22 protein-coding genes are annotated in these 20,865 nt (G+C 58.1%); 12 read left to right on the top strand and 10 right to left on the bottom strand.

From position 1 onward, the window contains the following. Positions 1-3: 3 nt before the first annotated feature. The 4 genes from QF045_RS08635 to QF045_RS08620 form a co-directional block, all read right to left on the bottom strand. Complete coding sequence (locus QF045_RS08635; RefSeq protein ID WP_306491843.1) at positions 4-612, bottom strand: phage baseplate assembly protein V; 609 nt, start codon at positions 610-612, stop codon at positions 4-6. A 3-nt stretch (positions 613-615) separates the two neighbouring features. Then, on the bottom strand, positions 616-1,131 hold the full coding sequence (locus QF045_RS08630; protein ID WP_306491842.1) for a hypothetical protein: 516 nt from the start codon (positions 1,129-1,131) through the stop codon (positions 616-618). A 19-nt stretch (positions 1,132-1,150) separates the two neighbouring features. Next, positions 1,151-1,489, bottom strand: a complete 339-nt coding sequence (locus tag QF045_RS08625) for a phage holin family protein (RefSeq protein ID WP_124357270.1) — start codon at positions 1,487-1,489, stop codon at positions 1,151-1,153. 590 nt (positions 1,490-2,079) lie between these two features. Beyond that, entirely contained in the window at positions 2,080-2,814 is a 735-nt protein-coding gene (locus QF045_RS08620; protein WP_306491841.1) for an XRE family transcriptional regulator, read from the bottom strand. A 264-nt stretch (positions 2,815-3,078) separates the two neighbouring features. On the opposite strand from QF045_RS08620, the gene QF045_RS08615 reads away from it, so the two are divergent. From QF045_RS08615 to fdxA, 4 genes are all read left to right on the top strand, one after another. Further along, a complete protein-coding gene (locus tag QF045_RS08615; protein WP_306491840.1) occupies positions 3,079-3,573 on the top strand; it encodes a Panacea domain-containing protein in 495 nt (164 codons plus the stop codon). Further along, entirely contained in the window at positions 3,566-3,937 is a 372-nt protein-coding gene (locus QF045_RS08610) for a hypothetical protein (RefSeq protein WP_306491839.1), read from the top strand. The genes QF045_RS08615 and QF045_RS08610 overlap by 8 nt, the downstream gene beginning before the upstream one ends. A gap of 181 nt (positions 3,938-4,118) precedes the next feature. Then, a complete protein-coding gene (gene mutS / locus QF045_RS08605; protein ID WP_306491838.1) occupies positions 4,119-6,710 on the top strand; it encodes a DNA mismatch repair protein MutS in 2,592 nt (863 codons plus the stop codon). 142 nt (positions 6,711-6,852) lie between these two features. Next, positions 6,853-7,176: a ferredoxin FdxA gene (fdxA, locus tag QF045_RS08600; RefSeq protein WP_306491837.1), complete on the top strand. Its 324-nt coding sequence runs from the start codon at positions 6,853-6,855 to the stop codon at positions 7,174-7,176. 453 nt (positions 7,177-7,629) lie between these two features. Here the strand turns inward: fdxA and apbC are convergent, their stop codons facing one another. Next, the gene (gene apbC, locus QF045_RS08595; protein WP_306491836.1) at positions 7,630-8,724 is read right to left on the bottom strand and encodes an iron-sulfur cluster carrier protein ApbC; all 1,095 of its coding nucleotides are present in this window, start codon (positions 8,722-8,724) and stop codon (positions 7,630-7,632) included. A gap of 171 nt (positions 8,725-8,895) precedes the next feature. Here apbC and metG point away from each other — a divergent pair, with 171 nt between their 5' ends. The 4 genes from metG to QF045_RS08575 all read left to right on the top strand — a co-directional run bounded on the left by metG (position 8,896) and on the right by QF045_RS08575 (position 13,023). Next, positions 8,896-10,947, top strand: a complete 2,052-nt coding sequence (metG, locus tag QF045_RS08590; protein ID WP_306491835.1) for a methionine--tRNA ligase — start codon at positions 8,896-8,898, stop codon at positions 10,945-10,947. A gap of 10 nt (positions 10,948-10,957) precedes the next feature. After that, entirely contained in the window at positions 10,958-12,004 is a 1,047-nt protein-coding gene (rsxB, locus tag QF045_RS08585) for an electron transport complex subunit RsxB (RefSeq protein WP_306491834.1), read from the top strand. Between the two features lie 90 nt (positions 12,005-12,094). After that, a complete protein-coding gene (gene nth, locus QF045_RS08580; RefSeq protein WP_306491833.1) occupies positions 12,095-12,733 on the top strand; it encodes an endonuclease III in 639 nt (212 codons plus the stop codon). Positions 12,734-12,840: 107 nt separating this feature from the next. Further along, positions 12,841-13,023, top strand: a complete 183-nt coding sequence (locus QF045_RS08575) for a PA3496 family putative envelope integrity protein (protein ID WP_306491832.1) — start codon at positions 12,841-12,843, stop codon at positions 13,021-13,023. A gap of 87 nt (positions 13,024-13,110) precedes the next feature. On the opposite strand, the gene QF045_RS08570 is transcribed toward QF045_RS08575, so the two are convergent. From QF045_RS08570 to QF045_RS08560, 3 genes are all read right to left on the bottom strand, one after another. After that, positions 13,111-13,743, bottom strand: coding sequence for a response regulator transcription factor (locus tag QF045_RS08570; RefSeq protein WP_003188986.1), 633 nt, complete (start codon positions 13,741-13,743; stop codon positions 13,111-13,113). Positions 13,744-14,370: 627 nt separating this feature from the next. Further along, positions 14,371-15,588 carry an argininosuccinate synthase gene (locus QF045_RS08565; RefSeq protein WP_065886002.1) on the bottom strand — a complete coding sequence of 406 codons (1,218 nt, stop codon included), beginning with the start codon at positions 15,586-15,588 and terminating at the stop codon, positions 14,371-14,373. 129 nt (positions 15,589-15,717) lie between these two features. Then, positions 15,718-16,626 (bottom strand): OmpA family protein, encoded by a 909-nt coding sequence (locus tag QF045_RS08560; RefSeq protein WP_306491831.1) that lies wholly within the window; start codon positions 16,624-16,626, stop codon positions 15,718-15,720. Between the two features lie 156 nt (positions 16,627-16,782). On the opposite strand from QF045_RS08560, the gene pyrC reads away from it, so the two are divergent. Next, positions 16,783-17,829 (top strand): dihydroorotase, encoded by a 1,047-nt coding sequence (gene pyrC / locus QF045_RS08555; protein ID WP_306491830.1) that lies wholly within the window; start codon positions 16,783-16,785, stop codon positions 17,827-17,829. Beyond that, a complete protein-coding gene (gene rnt / locus QF045_RS08550) occupies positions 17,826-18,500 on the top strand; it encodes a ribonuclease T (RefSeq protein ID WP_124385363.1) in 675 nt (224 codons plus the stop codon). Before pyrC ends, rnt begins: the two co-directional genes overlap by 4 nt. Positions 18,501-18,564: 64 nt before the next feature. Here rnt and QF045_RS08545 read toward each other — a convergent pair whose 3' ends face one another. Then, positions 18,565-19,167: a peroxiredoxin gene (locus QF045_RS08545; protein ID WP_057724790.1), complete on the bottom strand. Its 603-nt coding sequence runs from the start codon at positions 19,165-19,167 to the stop codon at positions 18,565-18,567. Between the two features lie 245 nt (positions 19,168-19,412). Here QF045_RS08545 and QF045_RS08540 point away from each other — a divergent pair, with 245 nt between their 5' ends. Then, the gene (locus tag QF045_RS08540) at positions 19,413-19,631 is read left to right on the top strand and encodes a bacterioferritin-associated ferredoxin (protein ID WP_306491829.1); all 219 of its coding nucleotides are present in this window, start codon (positions 19,413-19,415) and stop codon (positions 19,629-19,631) included. Between the two features lie 200 nt (positions 19,632-19,831). Then, entirely contained in the window at positions 19,832-20,302 is a 471-nt protein-coding gene (bfr, locus tag QF045_RS08535) for a bacterioferritin (RefSeq protein ID WP_124385361.1), read from the top strand. A 192-nt stretch (positions 20,303-20,494) separates the two neighbouring features. Here bfr and grxD read toward each other — a convergent pair whose 3' ends face one another. Beyond that, complete coding sequence (grxD, locus tag QF045_RS08530; protein WP_124385360.1) at positions 20,495-20,833, bottom strand: Grx4 family monothiol glutaredoxin; 339 nt, start codon at positions 20,831-20,833, stop codon at positions 20,495-20,497. Between the last annotated feature and the right edge of the window lie 32 nt (positions 20,834-20,865).

Raw genomic sequence — 20,865 nt, 5'->3', positions numbered from 1 at the left:
TTATCACGGGCTGATGACCCGACCCTGGTGGTCTATTACCGGGCCGCTGAAGTGAGCACCGCCAACATCCAGCAGCAGTGCGGTGCCGCCGATCTGCAGGGTAATGCCCTGCGGGTTGAGGGTCAGGCTGGCGGCGCCGACCTTGAGGTCGACCTGTTCGCGGGAACCGCTGAACGTGGTTGGCCCGTTGGCCCAGTTGAAGGTGTGGCTGGCGTCGTCGTAATCGCTCTGCGTGCCGTCTTGATGACGTCGTCGGGTCAAGGAGGCAACCGTGGAGACTGGCGGAAAGAGACTACTGTTGAGGCCGAACAAAGCCACGGACTGCGAGCCCCCTTCCCCACCACCGTAGTTGAGCAGCAGGCATTGTTCGCCCACTGAAGGGATACGGGTTTCGGTTTGCGCACCGGCGCTGGGGTTGAAAAAGCGGATGGCCGGTGTGAGCAAGTCACCGTGGCTGACCCGGCAGGTATTGCTGGCGGCATCGACCTGTTGGCAAACACCAATCCGGCAGAAGCTTTCAGCGCGCCGGTAGAGGTCTTCGAGCTGGGCTTCCATCTCCGCCAGGCGCTCGACGATAGGCCCCAGTTGCATGCGTAACAGCGCGTCGAACATGGGTTACTCCGCCAGTGGCTTGTATTGGTCGGGGTCGTCGATGTTCAAGACGTCCCAGGTGCAGGCGAACAGCGGTTGGCCTATAGGATCGTTGAGCAACGCAGGTCCCAGGTAGAGGGTTTGGGTGAAGGACACAGTCCAGGTGTCGTAGTCCGTTGCCGCCGCAGTGCGCATAGAGGGCGCAGCGACAATGTTCGCTGGCACATCGCACTGGGACTGCGGCAGGTTCCAACGGTTATCCAGCACCAGATCCATCAACTGGCTGGCCAGGTCGCAGGCATCGAACGGCAGTGCACCGGGGGCAACCATGGCCTTGAGCGAAATAGACAGGACGTGCGCCTTGCGGCCTTCGCGAGAACGAATGCCCGGGCCGTTGCCTTCAACCATGACCATCACACCGGTGTTGTCCTCGCCGCCGAGGAAATCCCGGTGACTGCCGATCCTGAGGTCAGGGAAGGCCGCATGCAGCGCCACGCCGATGGCTTGGGGGAGTTGGGATGGCTTTTCGATAAGGGTCATGTGAGTAGCGTCCTTGCAGTTACTGCGGGTCCTGACGGGAACCTTCGTTGATCCCGATGCGCTTGGCCGCCCAGCGCTCATAAAGGCCGATGGCCACATCGGCACCGGCCATGGCGGTGAGGCAACCAATGGCGCCGGCCGTCCAGATCGACATACCGGCGGCGTAGCACAGCATTAATGCCGAAACCCCACACACCATGCACGCCCCGGAGCGCAGTGCCAGGCGCCGGATCAGCGACCAGCCGCGGGCGCCCTCCTTGTCGGCGCGCCACATTTCGCCGGAAACCCCGCCAATCAAGGCCAATATGATCACCAGCCAGATAGGCATTTCCGCTAACGCTTGTTGTTCGTTTGTCATGTCACGCCTCCTGGCTGAACATTGGATAGTCCGTTTTTCACTTACACATACTTCGATAGGTAGGCATTCCAAAAAGCCCGGTTGCCCGGGCTTTTCAGTAATGATGTCCTCGGACTGTCGGCGCTACTGGCGCGGTACGGTCCTTTCCTCAATGTTTTTCCGACCACGATCCCTGTCTGCCGGATAACTGCTTCTGGTGCTTTACGCTGCACACCCGGGTCAGTTGCCAACCCTCTGAACCGTTAAGGCCGGTTCATCGCTGCCTGTTTTTGAAGCGGTACCACTAAAGAGCGTCGGCATCCTTGCCGGTGTTGCCTGGCATCCCTGCCATCGCTTCGATGGCGTCCTTGCCGATGTTGCGTGCCGTCCTTGTCTTCCTTGGCAGCATCCTTGCCGCCTCCACCAGGCCTTATTGGCTGGCTTGAGGTGAAGAATATGCATGTATGCATATACAGTCAATGCACAAATGCATTTATTTTCACCGTACAAATGCACCACCGCATGCAATGCCGCGCAGGCACAGGGTTTGCCGGTTTTCTGCGGCCGAAAAAAAGCCCGCTCGATGGCGGGCTCTGTCTTACGCGGTGAGGTTAACGGGCGTACATGCCCCACCAGAACACATGGCCAAGGATGCTGATCTGCTCATCCTGAATATCCTGGAAGCTGTAGTCTTCATCCGGGTGCTCATCACGATTGAAGCTGCGCAGGCGAATACCGGTAGGCAGGCGATAGAGCTGTTTAACCCGCAGCTGGCCATTGTGATTGATGGCGTAGAGGTCACCATCGACGATGTCGCCAATCCCGCTCTTGCCGGCATTGACCCCCACCGTCGCGCCATCGCGCAGCACCGGCAACATGCTGTTGCCGCGCACCGTCACGCACTTGGCCTGGTCGAACTGCACACCGTTATGCCGCAGGCTGCGCTTTCCAAAGCGCAGGCTGGCCTTCTCGCTTTCCTCGATGACGAATCTTCCTGATCCAGCAGCCAATTCAACCTCGCGCAGAAAGGGGATCGACACCTCGTCATCATTAACGGGCGTGTCGTCGTCCCACAGGCTTATGTCCTTGAGTTCCGAATGCATCGGGTCGCGCCCATCATCGCGCAAAGCCCCCACCGCTGCGCGCCCGCGCAGGTGATCGGTGCTGACGCGAAAGTACTCGGCGATTCGAGAGATGTGTTTGTCCGACGGATCAACGATCTTGCCGCTGAGGATCCGGGACAGTGTGGATTGAGGCACGCCAGTGCGCCGATGAAGCTCTGTAGGAGAGATTCGGTCGCGATCCAGCAGCTCTTTCAAGACGATAGAAACGTTGCGTTTTTGCATAAAGTGGATAGTGACGGGAGTTTCTGAGGTTGGCAAATGCTAATTTGCATATCTATGCATTTAACCATCGAGTGAGACGAAAAAGAAACAAATTACTGTATATACGAACAGTCATACAGTCTTTACTATTGCGTGCAGTTCAAGTTACGCGCAGGACAACCGGCTGTAACACGCCGCAGATTGAGAGTCACCCTTGCTTGTCGACAATTTCGGGCCTATGTATAAAACTCTGTAACAACCTAGCTAGCAAAGACGGAGGTGCTCATGGCTTATTCAGCGCTAGCTGTCGCTAACGCCTTCATTGAACGTGCGAAGGAAGGCAAACTTTCCGACCTGACGCCGATGAAGCTGCAGAAACTGCTGTTTTATACGCAGTCGTGGCACCTGCGCGAGCGTGATAAACCGCTTATGGATGACCACTTTGCCCGCTGGCAATACGGCCCGGTCATTCCATCGCTGTACCATGAGTTGAAATCCTACGGCAGCCGTCCGGTGACTTCGCTGCTCAGCAACTTGAAGCCTGACGCCGAAGATGAAGACATTGTCTTCGTTACACCGAGGATTCCCGACAGCGACACCTATGCCCATCGCCTGATCGACCGAATCATCGCCAAATACGGCAAATGGTCGGGAACCCAGCTGTCCAACCTGTCGCACGAAGACGGCACAGCCTGGGCGCTCCGGGGTGCCGACGGATCCGCAATGGACTGGAAAGAAATGGCCGAACTCATTCACCCGCAGAGCCGCAACCGTGAGTGAGGAGCTCGACAACCTCAGGCTCACCCTGCCCCTGGCGACAGGACCCGACCAGGACTCCCAACCTGGCGGCGAGCACGCGGTAGGCATGGACGATGAAAGAAGCCAGAACCTGAAAGACCAAAAGGCCGAAAGGCAACTGCGCAAGAAATATGCAGGCCGGGCCTTTTGGTTTGCTGCCTGTGGCGTGATCTTCTGGGCGGTTCTTCTGGTGTGGAATGGCTGGTCTACCTACTACTCCGGGAAAGCGCCGTTCTCGGATAACGTATTGATTGCCATCACCACGGCAACGTCCATCAATCTGTTTGCCGCTTTTCTAGGGGTCATCAGAGGTTTGTTTCCTGCCAGTGGGCGCCGGTCCAAGTAACGGTACTACAGAACCCACTTCGGGCGCCTTTTACGCATAACCGCTTTCCTACTGCGTACTCCCCCCCTTTTGCAACCTGCGAACCCCCGACCTCGCATGTTAACCTTGCCGCCATCGCAAAAAATGCTGGGCCAAGCGCCCCCTTTGCCCCATCACTTTCAACGAATTTGCCTATTACCCAATGAGTAAAAACACCTCCGATCTGTCCTCCCACACCCCGATGATGCAGCAGTACTGGCGCCTGAAGAACCAGCACCCTGATCAGTTGATGTTCTATCGCATGGGCGACTTCTACGAGATCTTCTATGAGGATGCGAAGAAGGCCGCCAAGTTGCTGGACATCACCCTGACTGCCCGTGGGCAGTCGGCGGGTCAGTCGATTCCGATGTGTGGGATTCCTCACCACTCGCTGGAAGGTTATCTGGTCAAACTGGTGAAGCTGGGCGAGTCGGTGGTGATTTGTGAGCAGATCGGCGACCCGGCAACCAGCAAGGGGCCGGTGGAACGCCAGGTGGTGCGTATTATTACGCCGGGGACCGTGAGCGACGAGGCGCTGCTGGATGAGCGGCGCGATAACTTGATCGCGGCGGTTCTGGGTGATGAGCGTTTGTTCGGCCTGTCGGTACTGGATATCACCAGCGGCAATTTCAGCGTGCTGGAGATCAAGGGCTGGGAGAACCTGCTGGCGGAGCTGGAGCGTATCAATCCGGTGGAGCTGTTGATCCCGGACGACTGGCCGAAGGACTTGCCGGCGGAGAAACGGCGTGGGACCAAGCGGCGCGCACCGTGGGATTTCGAACGCGATTCGGCACTGAAAAGCCTGTGTCAGCAATTTTCCGTGCAGGACCTCAAGGGCTTCGGCTGTGAGACCTTGACCCTGGCCATTGGCGCGGCCGGTTGCTTGCTCAGTTATGCCAAGGAAACCCAGCGCACTGCCTTGCCGCACTTGCGCAGCCTGCGCCATGAGCGTCTGGACGACACCGTGGTACTGGATGGCGCCAGTCGTCGCAACCTGGAACTGGATACCAACCTGGCGGGCGGGCGTGACAATACCCTGCAGTCGGTGGTCGACCGCTGCCAGACCGCCATGGGCAGCCGCCTGCTGACCCGCTGGCTGAACCGCCCGTTGCGCGATTTAAGCGTGCTGCAAGCGCGCCAGTCGTCCATTACCTGCCTGCTGGACAGCTATCGCTTTGAAAAGCTGCAGCCGCAGTTGAAAGAAATCGGCGACATAGAGCGCATCCTGGCGCGAATCGGCCTGCGCAATGCGCGCCCGCGTGATTTGGCGCGTTTGCGTGATGCACTGAGTGCCTTGCCGCAATTGCAGGCGGCGATGACCGAACTGGACACGCCGCACCTGCAACAGTTGGCCGTCGCCGCCGGGACCTATCCGGACCTCGCGGCGCTGCTGGAAAAAGCCATTATCGACAACCCGCCAGCGATCATCCGTGATGGCGGTGTGCTGAAGACCGGTTACGACAGTGAACTGGACGAGCTGCAATCGCTGAGCGAAAACGCCGGGCAGTTCCTGATTGACCTGGAGGCACGCGAAAAAGCCCGGACCGGGCTGGCCAATCTGAAGGTCGGTTACAACCGTGTGCATGGCTATTTTATCGAGTTGCCGAGCAAGCAGGCCGAATCCGCGCCCATCGACTATCAACGTCGCCAGACCCTCAAAGGCGCCGAGCGCTTTATCACCCCGGAGCTCAAGGCATTCGAAGACAAGGCGCTGTCGGCCAAGAGCCGTGCCCTGGCGCGGGAAAAAATGCTCTATGAAGCCTTGCTCGAAGACTTGATCAGCCGCTTGGCGCCATTGCAAGACACCGCAGCCGCCCTGGCGGAGCTGGATGTGTTGAGCAACCTGGCGGAACGTGCGCTGAACCTGGATTTGAACTGCCCGCGGTTCGTCAGCGAGCCGTGCATGCGTATCGTGCAGGGGCGCCACCCGGTGGTAGAGCAGGTGTTGACCACGCCGTTCGTCGCCAACGACCTGTCGCTGGACGACGACACCCGCATGCTGGTGATTACCGGTCCGAACATGGGTGGTAAGTCCACCTACATGCGCCAGACCGCATTGATCGTGCTGCTGGCACACATCGGCAGCTTCGTGCCGGCGGCCAGTTGCGAGCTGTCCCTGGTGGATCGGATTTTCACCCGGATCGGTTCCAGCGACGATCTGGCCGGTGGGCGCTCGACGTTCATGGTGGAAATGAGCGAGACCGCCAACATTCTGCATAACGCCACCGACCGCAGCCTGGTGCTGATGGACGAAGTGGGACGCGGCACCAGTACGTTCGACGGCTTGTCGCTGGCGTGGGCGGCGGCCGAGCGTCTGGCGCATTTACGCGCCTATACGCTGTTTGCCACGCACTACTTCGAATTGACCGTGTTGCCGGAAAGCGAGCCGCTGGTGGCCAACGTGCACCTCAATGCCACCGAACACAACGAGCGCATCGTGTTCCTGCACCATGTGCTGCCGGGCCCGGCAAGCCAGAGTTATGGCTTGGCGGTCGCTCAGTTGGCGGGTGTGCCGACCGATGTGATCACTCGTGCGCGCGAGCACCTCAGCCGCCTGGAAACCACGGCCCTGCCCCATGAAAACGTGGTCGCCAGCCCTGCCAAGGCCAGCAAAAAACCCGCCGCGCCGCACCAGAGCGACCTGTTCGCCAGCCTGCCTCATCCGGTACTGGATGAGTTGGCTAAGCTTGAGCTGGATGACGTGACGCCGCGCAAAGCGCTCGAAATGTTATATGCACTGAAGACTCGGATATAACGCAGACGCTTGCAAGCTGGTAGACTCTCGCGCGGTTTGGGATGCTGCGGGCTTTTAGCCTGGCCTGCAGACTATCGCTCCCGAACCTCGCGAGCCCTGCCACAAAGGGTTTCGCTGCCGCCGCCTGAGGAGAAAATTAGAAATGACCTTCGTCGTCACCGACAACTGCATCAAGTGCAAGTACACCGACTGCGTAGAAGTGTGTCCGGTGGACTGCTTCTACGAAGGCCCGAATTTCCTGGTCATCCACCCGGACGAGTGCATCGACTGCGCCCTGTGTGAGCCAGAATGCCCGGCTAACGCCATCTTCTCTGAAGATGAAGTACCTGCGGGTATGGAAAACTTCATCGAGCTGAATGCGGAGCTGGCGGACGTCTGGCCGAACATTACCGAGAAGAAGGACGCTCTGCCCGATGCAGAGGAGTGGGATGGCAAGCCTGGTAAGATTGCTGACCTCGAACGCTGATAGCGTCGTCGCCCGAAAAGGCCCCTTGCGGGCCTTTTTGCGTTTCTATGTGGCCGGTTTCACTTTTCTACAGGCGAAAAAAGGGGCGGTATGACCCGCCCACATTTTTTCCCTAGTCCCTGTATTCCTTTTCATCATCCTGATGAATCGCATCCTGCGACGTTCCTTCAAACCATCGTTCCTTGATGGCCGTGCCAATCCGTGGACACAGGGCTGATGTTAAACAGTCCCAGAATTAGTTCAACGGGATCCAACCGGGTGACCACCTGGCAAAAACGCTCAGGCATCAATAAATAATTGTTTTATTTCAACGATTTAGAAACATCGCTCAATGATTCGAGACGCTAACACCCTGTAAAAAAACCGAATACTTACGACAAAGTAAGCGAATGCTTACAAAACTTGTTGGGCAAAAGCGTAACAAGCCTAAATGCTTGCGCCCCCCCACAGTATTCAGTCATCGCTGACCGTAATCGTTGGCATCGCCGGAGCAGTCGCCTCCTGCAGCACTATCCGAGCGCCCACATGGCGGGCCAGCTCCTGATAAACCATAGCGATCTGCCCTTCGGGCTCGGCAGCCACGGTGGGCTTGCCGCCATCGGCTTGTTCACGAATCGCCATCGACAGCGGCAACGAGGCCAGCAGTTCGACGCCGTATTGAGTCGCCAGCTTCTCGCCACCGCCCTCACCGAACAGATGCTCGGCATGACCACAGTTGGAGCAGATGTGCACCGCCATGTTTTCCACCACGCCCAGCACCGGAATGTTGACCTTGCGGAACATCTCCACGCCTTTCTTGGCGTCCAGCAAGGCCAGGTCCTGCGGCGTGGTGACGATTACCGAGCCGGCCACCGGGACTTTCTGCGCCAGGGTCAGCTGGATATCGCCGGTGCCAGGTGGCATGTCGATCACCAGATAATCCAGATCGCCCCAGGCGGTCTGGGTGACCAATTGCAGCAGCGCACCGGACACCATCGGCCCGCGCCAGACCATCGGCGTGTTGTCATCGGTGAGGAAGGCCATGGACATGACCTCCACGCCCAACGACTCGATCGGCACAAACCACTTCTGGTCCTTGACCTTCGGCCGCGTGCCTTCGGCAATGCCGAACATCACGCCTTGGCTCGGGCCGTAGATATCGGCATCAAGGATGCCCACGCGCGCACCTTCGCGGGCCAGGGCCAAGGCCAGGTTGGCGGCGGTGGTGGATTTGCCCACACCGCCCTTGCCTGAAGCCACGGCGATCACATTCTTGACGTTAGCCAGGCCAGGGATCTGCGCCTGGGCCTTGTGCGGCGCGATCACACACTGGATATCGACCTTGGTCGAGCGCACGCCGTCGAGGCCTTCGATGGCGATTTGCAGCATCTGCGCCCATCCCTTCTTGAACAGGCCGGCGGCATAGCCCAGCTCGAGCTGGACAGACACCTGGTCACCCTGGACCTCGATAGCCCGCACACAACCGGCCGTGACCGGGTCCTGGTTCAAATAGGGGTCGGTGTACTGGCGAAGAACGGCTTCCACCGCTGCGCGATTGACGGCGCTCATGGGCAACTCCCGAAAAAGACTGACTGAAACAGGCGGCTATCCTAACCGTTCCAGGCCGCCAGCGGCATGCTTTTGCAGGTTGCGAAAATTCTGAAACAGCGCCACGGGGTGAAATAAATTTCCCGGCGCTTTATAGTGGCCGACCTCCGTTTCATCAAGTAGCCGAGCCCCATGTCCGAGCCACGCAAGATCCTCGTCACCAGCGCCCTGCCCTATGCCAATGGTTCCATCCATCTTGGCCATATGCTTGAGTACATCCAGACCGATATGTGGGTGCGCTTCCAGAAGCATCGCGGCAACCAATGCATTTATGTCTGCGCGGACGACGCCCACGGTTCGGCCATCATGTTGCGCGCCGAAAAGGAAGGCATCACCCCGGAACAACTGATCGCCAACGTGCAGGCTGAACACAGCGCCGACTTTGCCGAGTTCCTGGTGGATTTCGACAACTTCCATTCGACCCACTCCGACGAAAATCGTGAGCTGTCGAGCCAGATCTACCTGCGATTGAAAGAAGCCGGGCACATCGACCAGCGGTCGGTCACCCAGTATTTCGACCCGGAAAAGAAAATGTTCCTGGCCGACCGCTTCATCAAGGGTACCTGCCCGAAATGCGGCACCGAAGACCAGTACGGCGACAACTGCGAAAAGTGCGGCGCGACCTACGCACCGACTGACTTGAAGGATCCGAAGTCGGCCATCTCCGGCGCCACCCCGGTGCTCAAGGATTCCCAGCACTTCTTCTTCAAGCTTCCGGATTTCCAGCAGATGCTGCAAACCTGGACGCGCAGCGGCACTCTGCAGGACGCCGTGGCCAACAAGCTCTCCGAATGGCTCGACAGCGGCTTGCAGCAATGGGATATCTCCCGTGATGCGCCGTACTTCGGCTTCGAGATTCCAGGCGAGCCGGGCAAGTACTTCTATGTCTGGCTGGACGCGCCGATCGGCTACATGGCCAGCTTCAAGAACCTGTGCAACCGCACCCCGGAGCTGGACTTCGATGCGTTCTGGGGCAAGGACTCCACCGCCGAGCTGTACCACTTCATCGGCAAGGACATCGTCAACTTCCACGCGCTGTTCTGGCCGGCGATGCTTGAAGGCTCGGGCTACCGCAAGCCGACCGGCATTGCCGTGCACGGTTACCTGACGGTGAACGGGCAGAAGATGTCCAAGTCCCGCGGCACCTTTATCAAGGCGCGCACCTACCTGGACCACCTGTCGCCGGAATATCTGCGTTACTACTATGCGTCCAAGCTGGGCCGTGGCGTGGATGACCTCGACCTGAACCTGGAAGACTTCGTACAGAAGGTCAACTCGGACCTGGTCGGCAAGGTCGTCAATATCGCCAGCCGTTGTGCAGGTTTTATCCACAAGGGCAATGCGGGTGTACTGGTCGCTGAAAATGCTGCCCCAGAACTGACCGATGCCTTCCTGGCGGCCGCACCGAGCATCGCTGACGCCTATGAAGCCCGTGACTTTGCCCGCGCGATGCGCGAAATCATGGGCCTGGCTGACCGTGCCAATGCCTGGATTGCCGACAAGGCGCCATGGTCGCTGAACAAGCAGGAAGGCAAGGAAGCTGAGGTTCAGGCGATCTGCGCCACTGGCGTCAACCTGTTCCGTCAGTTGGTGATCTTCCTCAAGCCGGTGCTGCCGCTGCTCGCCGCCGACGCAGAGGCCTTCCTCAACGTTGCGCCACTGACCTGGAACGACCACGCCACGCTGCTCGGCAACCATCAGTTGAATGCGTTCAAGCCACTGATGACCCGCATCGACCCGGTGAAAGTCCAGGCCATGACCGACGCTTCGAAAGAAGACCTGGCCGCCAGCCAGACCGATACCGGCGCGACCGCCCCTGCAACTGACAGCGAGTTGGCCAAGGACCCGATCTCCGCTGAAATCGAGTTCGACGCCTTTGCCGCCGTTGACCTGCGGGTTGCACTCATCGTCAAGGCAGAAGCCGTGGAGGGTGCAGACAAGCTGCTGCGCCTTACCCTGGACTTGGGTGGCGAGCAGCGCAACGTGTTCTCCGGCATCAAGAGCGCCTACCCGGACCCGTCCAAGCTCGATGGTCGCTTGACCATGATGATCGCCAACCTCAAGCCTCGGAAAATGAAATTCGGCATCTCCGAAGGTATGGTGATGGCGGCTGGCCCAGGCGGCGAAGAAATCTACCTGCTGAGCCCTGACAGCGGCGCCAAGCCGGGTCAACGCATCAAGTAACCCCTGCAAGATGCCCCGGCGTTTCGGCGCCGGGGCTTTTCAGCCTGCCCGCCACGGGTGGGCCGGGCGTCAACGCTATGATCAAAGCATGAACCTCATTCAACGTATCGACGCGCTGCTACCGCAGACTCAATGCGGCAAGTGCGGGCACCCGGGTTGCAAGCCTTACGCCGAAGGCATCGCCAACGGCGAGGCAATCAACAAGTGCCCACCCGGTGGCCAGGAAACCATCGCCGGGCTTGCGCAATTGCTGCGCGTGCCCGTGCTGGCCCTGGATAGCAGCCGCGGCGATGCGCCGGCACAGATCGCTTATATCCGTGAGGCCGAATGCATCGGCTGCACAAAATGCATCCAGGCTTGCCCGGTGGACGCCATCATAGGTGCCGCCAAGTTGATGCACACGGTGATTATCGACGAGTGCACCGGTTGCGACCTGTGTGTCGCGCCCTGCCCTGTCGACTGTATCGAAATGCGCCCACTCGCCGATGTGCTGCCTATCGTGGGTGATCTGGCGAGCAGCGACACTGAGCGGAGCGAACGTGGCCTGAAGCGCGACCGTGCACGCCGGCGTTTCGAACAGCGCAACGCGCGCCTGCAACGTGAGGAGGCCTGCAAGCTCGCCGAACGCCTGGCACGGGCCAAACGCTCAGCTCCCGTGGCGGCGGCACCAGACGATATCCATCAGGCCGCTCGAGACGCAGCGATCAAGCAAGCCAAAATCAGTGTCGCCATGAGCCGTGCTCAACTGCATAAATCCCTGAAAGCGTTTGGGCACCCGCCGACCTTTGAGCAGCAGTCGCAATTGATTATCCTGCAAAAACAGTTCGAAGCCTCGGAGCAGGCGCTCGCCGCGTTGGAAGGCAACAGCCAGCCGACGCCGAAGACGCTGCCGACCACCCAAGGCCCTGAACTCAAGCGCGCGAAGATTCAACTGGCGATGCGCCGGGCGGAATTGAAAAAAGCCCAGAATCAACAGGCTGACGAACAGCAATTGGCACGCCTGAGCGCGGCGTTGAACGCCGCCGAGCAAACGTTGCATGATCTCGCAGCTGAGTAATGGAGACCCCTTCCACAGGGGATGACAGCTGATGCTGCGCTGTGAACTGCGATAATCAAGTCGACCGCCTGCAAGGAAACATCCATTCCTATGAATGCCGCCAAACGCCTGGAAATCTTCCGCAGGTTCCATGAAGACAATCCCGAACCCAAGACCGAACTGGCCTACTCCTCGCCTTTCGAGCTGCTGATTGCGGTGATTCTATCGGCCCAGTCCACCGATGTTGGCGTCAACAAGGCTACGGCCAAGCTATTTCCGGTGGCCAATACCCCGGAGGCGATCTATGCCTTGGGTGTGGGGGGATTGTCGGAGTACATCAAGACCATCGGTTTGTACAACAGCAAAGCCAAGAACGTGATCGAGACGTGCCGCCTGCTGATAGAGCTGCACTCCAGCGAAGTGCCGCAAACCCGAGAAGCCCTGGAGGCGTTGCCCGGGGTTGGGCGCAAGACCGCCAACGTCGTGCTCAATACCGCGTTCCGGCAGCTCACCATGGCCGTGGACACCCATATTTTTCGCGTCAGCAACCGAACCGGCATCGCGCGCGGCAAGAACGTGGTCGAGGTCGAAAAACAGCTGATGAAATTTGTGCCCAAGCCCTATCTGCTCGACTCCCACCATTGGCTGATTCTTCACGGGCGCTATGTCTGCCAGGCGCGCAAGCCTCGGTGTGGCAGTTGCAGGATCGAAGATTTATGTGAATACAAGGACAAGACATCTGACGATTGAGGGTTAAGGGCTTTTCTCTATCAGTCGATTGAAAAAATCTTTTTTACCCGTTCGTGGAATATCGTTATAAGGGGCGCCAACGGCAGTCTTAGCCTGGAGTGAACCTTATGAGCACTGGCAAAGAACAACTGGAAGTCGATGACGACCTGGTAGAGTTGGAAGACGATGAGGCGCCGGCGCCCATCGTAGAGGTGGCCAAGACCAATCTGAGCAAACGCAGGACTATCGACAACCTGTTGGAAGAGCGACGCTTGCAAAGACAGTTGGCCGATTACGACTTCGATCTCTGAGCATCTGGCAGAGGGCGGAAGCCTCCCTGACGGAGGCTGTTTTGTGCCGGTTGTTACACGAGCGTCAGCACGGTGGAGCGCTCCCCCTCACACCAAGCCATTGCGTTGGGCCAGCTCTATCAAGTCGACCAGAGAGCGGGCGTTGAGCTTCAAGAGCAGGCGCGTCTTATAGGTGCTGACAGTCTTGTTGCTGAGAAACATGCCATCGGCAATTTCTTTATTGGTCTTGCCACGGGCCAGCTGTTGCAACACCATCATTTCCCGCCCCGACAAACGTTCCACCATATCGGCCTCGCTGGCGTTGCCCATGGTGGAGCGCACCGAGTTGAGCGCCTGGTTCGGAAAATAGCTGTAGCCGGAAAGTACTGCCTTGATGGCGCTCAGCAACTCGGTCAGGTCCTGCTGCTTGCACACATAGCCAGCTGCCCCGGCCTGCATGCAACGCATGGAAAAATGACCCGGCGCCTGGGACGTCAGCACCAGCACCTTGAACGATACGGCTTGCTTGGTTGAGGCCAACCGGCAAATAACTTCAAGGCCATCGAGTTTGGGGATTCCAATATCCAGAATGACAATGTCCGGCATATGTTCCCGCGCAAGTTGCAACGCGTCGACACCATTATCAGTCTCGGCAACGACCTCATAACCATGACGCTCCATTAGCATGCGCACAGCAAGCCGAATGACGGGATGATCATCCACGATCAGCACTTTATTCATGAGAAAGTCCAATTTCGCTGTTCGAATTATTTAGAGAAAGCACAATAGCCTAGTCGTCTGCTAGTTGGCATAGCGTTCCCACCCGAGCAACAGCAGGCAGAGACCCAACCCACAACAAGATAGGAATTGACCTACAAATATTCGCCAGCTTGGATGCCTTCAACTTTATGGAGCCTTTCAGACCTTTCCCTGGGCGTACATATTTTGAGTGAATTATCCTCATCCTCAGGCATGCAGCGTAAACATGGCGCACGTGGCTTTCAGGAAATGCCCCTTGTACGCCCCCTGAATTTACACGCAGACGTGCAAATACCGTATCAGCTTTAGTTCCACTTAACCTATTCATGCATACTCCATTTTCCTACAGAAAATTCTACAAATCACATATCCATGTCTCCTACGTGAGTGAAATTTCTGTAAGACATAGTTCCTATGCAGATGTAAAAAACCTTGCCTTGGATAAATAAACTTCTAAAAGTTAAAAATACCTTCCAGAATTTAGCGAAAACGCTATAAACACAACCTAAACACAAATAAACATCTGCGCTGACTTAATGCGCGCATGGGTATATTCAAGGCAAAAAAAAGCCCCTGCATAAGGGGCTTTTTTCACGGCGAGCAAAACACTCAGAACAACTTGCGTCCTTTGTTGGCCGCGATGCGCATGCGCAAGGCGTTCAACTTGATGAAGCCTGCTGCATCCGCCTGGTTGTAGGCACCGCCATCTTCCTCGAAGGTCGCGATGTTGGCGTCGAACAGCGACTCATCGGACTTGCGACCGGTGACGATCACATTGCCCTTGTACAGTTTCAGACGCACGACACCGTTCACGTGAGCCTGGGAGGCGTCGATCATCTGCTGCAGCATCAGGCGCTCAGGACTCCACCAGTAACCGGTGTAGATCAGACTGGCGTACTTGGGCATCAGCTCATCTTTGAGGTGGGCCACTTCACGGTCCAGGGTGATGGACTCGATGGCGCGGTGGGCACGCAACATGATGGTGCCGCCCGGTGTTTCGTAGCAGCCACGGGACTTCATGCCCACGTAACGGTTCTCGACGATGTCCAGACGGCCGATGCCGTGTTCGCCACCGATACGGTTCAGGGTCGCCAGGACGGTGGCTGGAGTCATCTCGACGCCATCCAGCGCAACGATGTCGCCATTGCGGTAGGTCAGTTCCAGGTACTGAGGCTTGTCTGGAGCGTTCTCCGGGGAGACGGTCCATTTCCACATGTCTTCTTCGTGCTCGGTCCAGGTGTCTTCCAGCACGCCGCCTTCATAGGAGATGTGCAGCAAGTTGGCATCCATCGAGTACGGGGATTTCTTCTTGCCGTGACGCTCGATCGGGATCGCGTGCTTTTCAGCGTAATCCATCAGCTTCTCACGGGACAGGAGGTCCCATTCACGCCAAGGGGCGATCACTTTTACGCCGGGCTTGAGGGCGTAGGCACCCAGCTCGAAACGCACCTGGTCGTTGCCCTTGCCGGTGGCGCCATGGGAAATGGCATCAGCGCCGGTTTCGTTGGCGATTTCGATCAGGCGCTTGGCGATCAGCGGACGTGCGATGGAGGTACCGAGCAGGTACTCACCTTCGTAGACAGTATTGGCGCGAAACATCGGATAAACGAAATCGCGGACGAACTCTTCGCGCAGGTCGTCAATGTAGATCTCTTTCACGCCCATGGCTTGCGCCTTGGCACGTGCAGGTTCGACCTCTTCGCCCTGACCCAGGTCAGCGGTGAAGGTCACCACTTCACAGTTATAAGTATCCTGCAGCCACTTGAGGATCACCGAAGTGTCCAGGCCGCCGGAATACGCGAGAACGACCTTGTTTACGTCGGCCATGCCATCACTCCACGGGGTTGTACGGAAAGGCGACGATTCTACCGATCAAAACCGTGAAATTACAGGGGCGCGACAGCAAATGAAGATAAAGCGACAGATTATGTCGAACGAGCGACCGATAGTCGCACCTTATGAAGTCGCTGCGGGATTGCTGGGTGCACTTGCCTGAGGCGTCGGTTTCTCGGGCGCTGCCACCCGTTCTAGCTGGATGTTAACCCGACGGTTGCGGGCCCGGTTGGCGGCATTGGTGTTGGGCGCCAAGGGGTAGCTTTCGCCGTGGAACCGCAGAGTGACCTGCGATTCCTGGATGCCATTGGCTTTGAAGTAGTCCATCACCGCCAGGGCGCGGCGTCGCGAGACATCACGGTTGGTCAGGCGGTTGCCGCTGTTATCCGAATGGCCGTTCAACTCGATGTGGTTCACGGTGGGGTCAGCTTTCATGAACGCGACAATCACCGACAACTTCTTCTTGGCCGCCGCATCCAGTTCGATGCCACCCCCCGGGAAACCGACCTCCGTCTGCTTGACCTGATCGTAGTTCATCGGCAACAGCTTGGCCGTACACAGCTGATAGTCGTTGTAGGCCTTATTGAATTTCACCGGCAGCAGGCGAATTTCCGAATAGCCGCCCTCGCGTCCGTAATGCCGCACGGTCGGGCTGCGCCCTTCGAGCAAGCCGGTGAACAGTCGCCCGGCCTGGGCCTGGGAGCTGTTGAACAACACATCGCCACTGCCCACGCGTACCGCACCGAGGTTGATATCACCGCGGCCCGGCTGCCAGGGCGCCGCGGCGGCCAATAACGTGGCGGAGCCGGCACCGAGCGAGCCGTTATAGGCTTTCAGACGAAATGTCGCCTGCTCGCCCGCCCGACGCACGAACTCACCCGAGCCGAAGTCGGTGATCGGCTGGGTCAGGCGGCATTCGAACTGATCGCCCTCCACCTTCCACTCAATATTCTCCAGACGTGTCTGGAACGTGAGGGCCATCGCGGGCAGGCTGGCGAACACACTGAGCAGGGCTAGATAATGCTGGCGCACGGGAGGCTCCACTGGTTGCTACAACACTTCAAAGCGTCATACGTCGTTAAGGCATACCCAGTGCTATCGGTTGCATCCTGCAAAACTTGATAGCGAGTGCCTGCTCGAGTCTTTTCCGGTAGCATTCCCACCAGATTGACCCGCCTGGAATCCCCAATGTCCGACCGCCTGACCCTGCTGCGTCCCGACGACTGGCATATTCATCTTCGCGATGGTGCTGCGTTGCCCCAAACCGTGGCCGATGTTGCGCGCACGTTTGGCCGTGCCATCATCATGCCTAACCTGGTACCACCGGTGCGTAACGCAGCCGAAGCCGACGCCTATCGCCAGCGAATCCTCGCTGCGCGCCCGGCCGGCAGTCGCTTCGAACCGTTGATGGTGCTCTACCTTACCGACCGCACCCAGCCCGAAGAGATTCGTGAGGCCAAGGCCAGCGGTTATGTCCACGCCGCCAAGCTGTACCCGGCCGGCGCGACCACCAACTCCGATTCCGGCGTGACCAATATCGACAAGATCCTGCCGGCCATCGAAGCGATGGCCGAGGTCGGCATGCCGCTGTTGATCCACGGTGAAGTCACCCGTGGCGATGTTGACGTGTTCGATCGCGAGAAGATCTTTATCGACGAGCACATGCGCCGCGTGGTCGAGCTGTTCCCGACCCTCAAGGTGGTGTTTGAACACATCACCACCGCGGATGCCGTGCAGTTCGTCACCGAGGCTTCGGCCAACGTCGGCGCGACCATCACCGCTCATCACCTGCTGTACAACCGCAACCACATGCTGGTGGGCGGGATTCGGCCGCACTTCTACTGCCTGCCGATCCTCAAGCGCAACACCCATCAGGTGGCTTTGCTGGACGCTGCCACCAGCGGCAATCCGAAGTTCTTCCTCGGTACCGACTCGGCCCCCCACGCGCAGCACGCCAAGGAAGCCGCCTGCGGTTGCGCGGGCTGCTACACCGCGTTTGCCGCCATCGAGCTGTACGCCGAAGCGTTCGAACAACGCAACGCCCTGGACAAGCTCGAAGGCTTCGCCAGCCTCAATGGCCCGCGCTTCTACGGCCTGCCGGCGAATACCGACCGTATCACCCTGGTCCGTGAAGACTGGACCGCCCCTGCCAGCCTGCCTTTTGGCGAGTTGACCGTTATCCCGCTGCGCGCCGGTGAAACACTGCGCTGGCGCCTGCTGGAGGAAAGCAAGTGAGTGAAGACCATTACGATGACGAACAGGAACATGGCGGTGGCGGCGGTTCGCGCCACCCGATGGCCGAACGTTTCCGCGGCTACCTGCCTGTCGTTATCGACGTAGAAACCGGCGGCTTCAACTGCGCCACCGATGCATTGCTGGAAATTGCCGCGACGACTATCGGCATGGACGAGCAGGGCTTCGTTTACCCGGAACACACCCACTTCTTCCGCGTCGAGCCGTTTGAAGGCGCGAACATCGAAGCGGCGGCCCTGGAGTTCACCGGGATCAAGCTCGATCACCCATTGCGCATGGCGGTGAGTGAAGAAGCTGCGTTGACGGACATCTTCCGCGGCGTACGCAAGGCGCTGAAGGCCAATGGCTGCAAACGCGCAATCCTGGTAGGGCACAACAGCAGCTTCGACCTGGGTTTCCTGAACGCCGCCGTGGCGCGCCTGGACATGAAACGCAACCCGTTCCATCCCTTCTCCAGCTTCGACACCGCCACCCTCGCCGGCCTCGCCTACGGTCAGACCGTGCTGGCAAAAGCCTGCCAGGCAGCCGGTATCGACTTCGACGGTCGCGAGGCTCACTCAGCCCGCTACGACACCGAGAAGACCGCCGAGCTGTTCTGCGGCATCGTCAACCGCTGGAAACAGATGGGCGGCTGGGAAGACTTCAACGACTGAAGCTAATCCCGCGCATAAAAAAACCGGCCTTCTCAGGCCGGTTTTTTTCTACCAGGAATCTGGCTTACAGCTTGCCAGCGTTCTCGGTCAGGTAAGCCGCAACACCTTCGGTGGAAGCGGTCATGCCTTTGTCGCCTTTCTTCCAGTTGGCAGGGCAGACTTCGCCGTGCTCTTCGTGGAATTGCAGAGCGTCGACCAGGCGAATCAGCTCTTCCATGTTACGGCCCAGCGGCAGGTCATTGATGATCTGCGAGCGTACAACGCCCTTGTCATCGATCAGGAACGCGCCACGGAATGCCACGCCGCCTTCGGACTCAACGTCATAGGCCTTGGCGATATCGTGCTTCATATCGGCTGCCATGGTGTATTTGACTTTGCCGATGCCGCCATCGTTGATCGCGGTGTTGCGCCAGGCGTTGTGGGTGAAGTGGGAGTCGATGGAAACAGCGACCACTTCAACATTGCGCGCCTTGAAATCGTCCATGCGGTGATCCAGAGCGATCAGCTCGGATGGGCAGACGAAAGTGAAGTCCAGCGGGTAGAAGAACACCAGGCCATATTTGCCTTTGATGGCTTCAGACAGTTTGAAGCTGTCTACAATTTCGCCATTGCCGAGGACGGCGGGTACGTCGAAATCCGGGGCTTGTTTGCCGACGAGTACGCTCATTGGATATCTCCTGATGTAAGGGTGACGATTGAAGTAACAGGACCAGCGTCGAGTCTGCCTTGTTTCAGCGACAGACCTGTGACGCGGTCACGCTTCGTAAAGATCGACCATCATACACCGAAAAAACCGTTCGTCAGCGCACAGGCAATGTGCGCCAGATTGATGATGAAACTACTTTGACAATCATTCTCGTTAACATTAAGATCCATCGCACTTAAGCCCTAAACCCGCGACGGTTCTCCCTTATGTATGTGTGCCTTTGTACTGGCGTCACCGACGGACAAATCCGCGAAGCAATCTACGAAGGTTGCTGCAGCTACAAGGAAGTGCGTGAAACCACCGGCGTTGCCAGCCAGTGTGGTAAATGCGCCTGCCTCGCCAAGCAAGTGGTACGGGAAACCCTCACGCAGTTGCAGACAGCCCAGTCGGGGCTGCCCTATTCGGCAGAATTTACACACGCTTAATTAAGCGTGTTTTGAAGAACCGGACCCAGTGTCCGGTTTTTTTATGCCTGCAATTCAACTAGTTAGCGCCAAGACGCGGAACACAAACATTCTTATTCCGATTAATTTTCATTTATTATTCAATAACTTAGGTTTGACACCAAGATTATCGCCGCTCAAACTCTGCCCATACACAGCTATTACAGGGCAGGACCCCAGTCATGAAAGGCGACATCTCAGTCATCCAGCAACTCAACAAAATCCTTGCCAATGAACTGGTCGCGATCAATCAGTACTTTCTGCATGCGCGCATGTATGACGATTGGGGCCTGGAAAAGCTGGGCAAACGCGAATACAAGGAATCGATCAAGGCCATGAAGGACGCCGATGCGCTGATCAAACGCATCCTGTTCCTGGAAGGCCTGCCGAACGTGCAGGACCTGGGCAAGCTGAATATCGGCGAGCACACCCAGGAAATGATCGGCAGCGACCTGGGCTTTGAACGCAAGAGCCACAGCGACCTCAAGGCCGCCATTGCCCACTGCGAAACCACTGGCGACTACGGCAGCCGCGAACTGCTGGAAGATATCCTGGAAGACCAGGAAGAACACATCGACTGGCTGGAAACCCAACTGGGCCTGATCGACAAGGTCAGCCTGGAGAACTACCTGCAATCGCAGATGGGCGAATAAGCCCCGCGGCTCTTGTTTTTACTGTAGGAGCGAGCTTGCTCGCGAAGAACTCAGCGCCACCGCGTTTATCCAGAATGAACGCGTTGCCTGGGCGTTTTTCGCGAGCAAGCTCGCTCCTACAGAGAAGCCAAAAAAAGCCCCGCTCTCTTATGAGAAGCGGGGCTTTTTATTGCGGAGCCTTTTACAGAAGCATCACGCTTCGGTCTTGGCTGCCGCTTTTGCCGCTGCGTCTTTGACCAGCGCCTGCAACGAGCCATCAGCAGCCATTTCAGTGATGATGTCGCTGCCGCCAACCAGTTCACCGGCTACCCACAATTGCGGGAAGGTCGGCCAGTTGGCGTATTTAGGCAGGTTCGCACGGATTTCCGGATTTTGCAGGATATCCACGTAAGCGAACTTCTCGCCACACGCCATGATGGCCTGGGACGCCTTCGCGGAGAAACCGCACTGAGGAGCGTTCGGAGCGCCTTTCATGTAAAGCAGAATGGTGTTGTTGGCAATCTGCTCTTTGATCGTTTCGATGATATCCATGGAACACCTCTGCAGGAACTTTGCGACTCACA

The organism is Pseudomonas sp. W4I3, assembly GCF_030816195.1.
Lineage (GTDB): Bacteria > Pseudomonadota > Gammaproteobacteria > Pseudomonadales > Pseudomonadaceae > Aquipseudomonas.
Note: the sequence above shows the minus strand (reverse complement) of the source record. Positions and strands in the feature narration are given on the sequence as shown.

Bases quoted from the DNA above. Each gene is read 5' to 3' on its own strand.
- QF045_RS08635 (WP_306491843.1), bottom strand. From the start codon at position 612: ATGTTCGACGCGCTGTTACGCATGCAACTGGGGCCTATCGTCGAGCGC.
- QF045_RS08630 (WP_306491842.1), bottom strand. From the start codon at position 1,131: ATGACCCTTATCGAAAAGCCATCCCAACTCCCCCAAGCCATCGGCGTG.
- QF045_RS08625 (WP_124357270.1), bottom strand. From the start codon at position 1,489: ATGACAAACGAACAACAAGCGTTAGCGGAAATGCCTATCTGGCTGGTG.
- QF045_RS08620 (WP_306491841.1), bottom strand. From the start codon at position 2,814: ATGCAAAAACGCAACGTTTCTATCGTCTTGAAAGAGCTGCTGGATCGC.
- QF045_RS08615 (WP_306491840.1), top strand. From the start codon at position 3,079: ATGGCTTATTCAGCGCTAGCTGTCGCTAACGCCTTCATTGAACGTGCG.
- mutS (WP_306491838.1), top strand. From the start codon at position 4,119: ATGAGTAAAAACACCTCCGATCTGTCCTCCCACACCCCGATGATGCAG.
- fdxA (WP_306491837.1), top strand. From the start codon at position 6,853: ATGACCTTCGTCGTCACCGACAACTGCATCAAGTGCAAGTACACCGAC.
- apbC (WP_306491836.1), bottom strand. From the start codon at position 8,724: ATGAGCGCCGTCAATCGCGCAGCGGTGGAAGCCGTTCTTCGCCAGTAC.
- metG (WP_306491835.1), top strand. From the start codon at position 8,896: ATGTCCGAGCCACGCAAGATCCTCGTCACCAGCGCCCTGCCCTATGCC.
- rsxB (WP_306491834.1), top strand. From the start codon at position 10,958: ATGCCCCGGCGTTTCGGCGCCGGGGCTTTTCAGCCTGCCCGCCACGGG.
- nth (WP_306491833.1), top strand. From the start codon at position 12,095: ATGAATGCCGCCAAACGCCTGGAAATCTTCCGCAGGTTCCATGAAGAC.
- QF045_RS08575 (WP_306491832.1), top strand. From the start codon at position 12,841: ATGAGCACTGGCAAAGAACAACTGGAAGTCGATGACGACCTGGTAGAG.
- QF045_RS08570 (WP_003188986.1), bottom strand. From the start codon at position 13,743: ATGAATAAAGTGCTGATCGTGGATGATCATCCCGTCATTCGGCTTGCT.
- QF045_RS08565 (WP_065886002.1), bottom strand. From the start codon at position 15,588: ATGGCCGACGTAAACAAGGTCGTTCTCGCGTATTCCGGCGGCCTGGAC.
- pyrC (WP_306491830.1), top strand. From the start codon at position 16,783: ATGTCCGACCGCCTGACCCTGCTGCGTCCCGACGACTGGCATATTCAT.
- QF045_RS08545 (WP_057724790.1), bottom strand. From the start codon at position 19,167: ATGAGCGTACTCGTCGGCAAACAAGCCCCGGATTTCGACGTACCCGCC.
- QF045_RS08540 (WP_306491829.1), top strand. From the start codon at position 19,413: ATGTATGTGTGCCTTTGTACTGGCGTCACCGACGGACAAATCCGCGAA.
- bfr (WP_124385361.1), top strand. From the start codon at position 19,832: ATGAAAGGCGACATCTCAGTCATCCAGCAACTCAACAAAATCCTTGCC.
- grxD (WP_124385360.1), bottom strand. From the start codon at position 20,833: ATGGATATCATCGAAACGATCAAAGAGCAGATTGCCAACAACACCATT.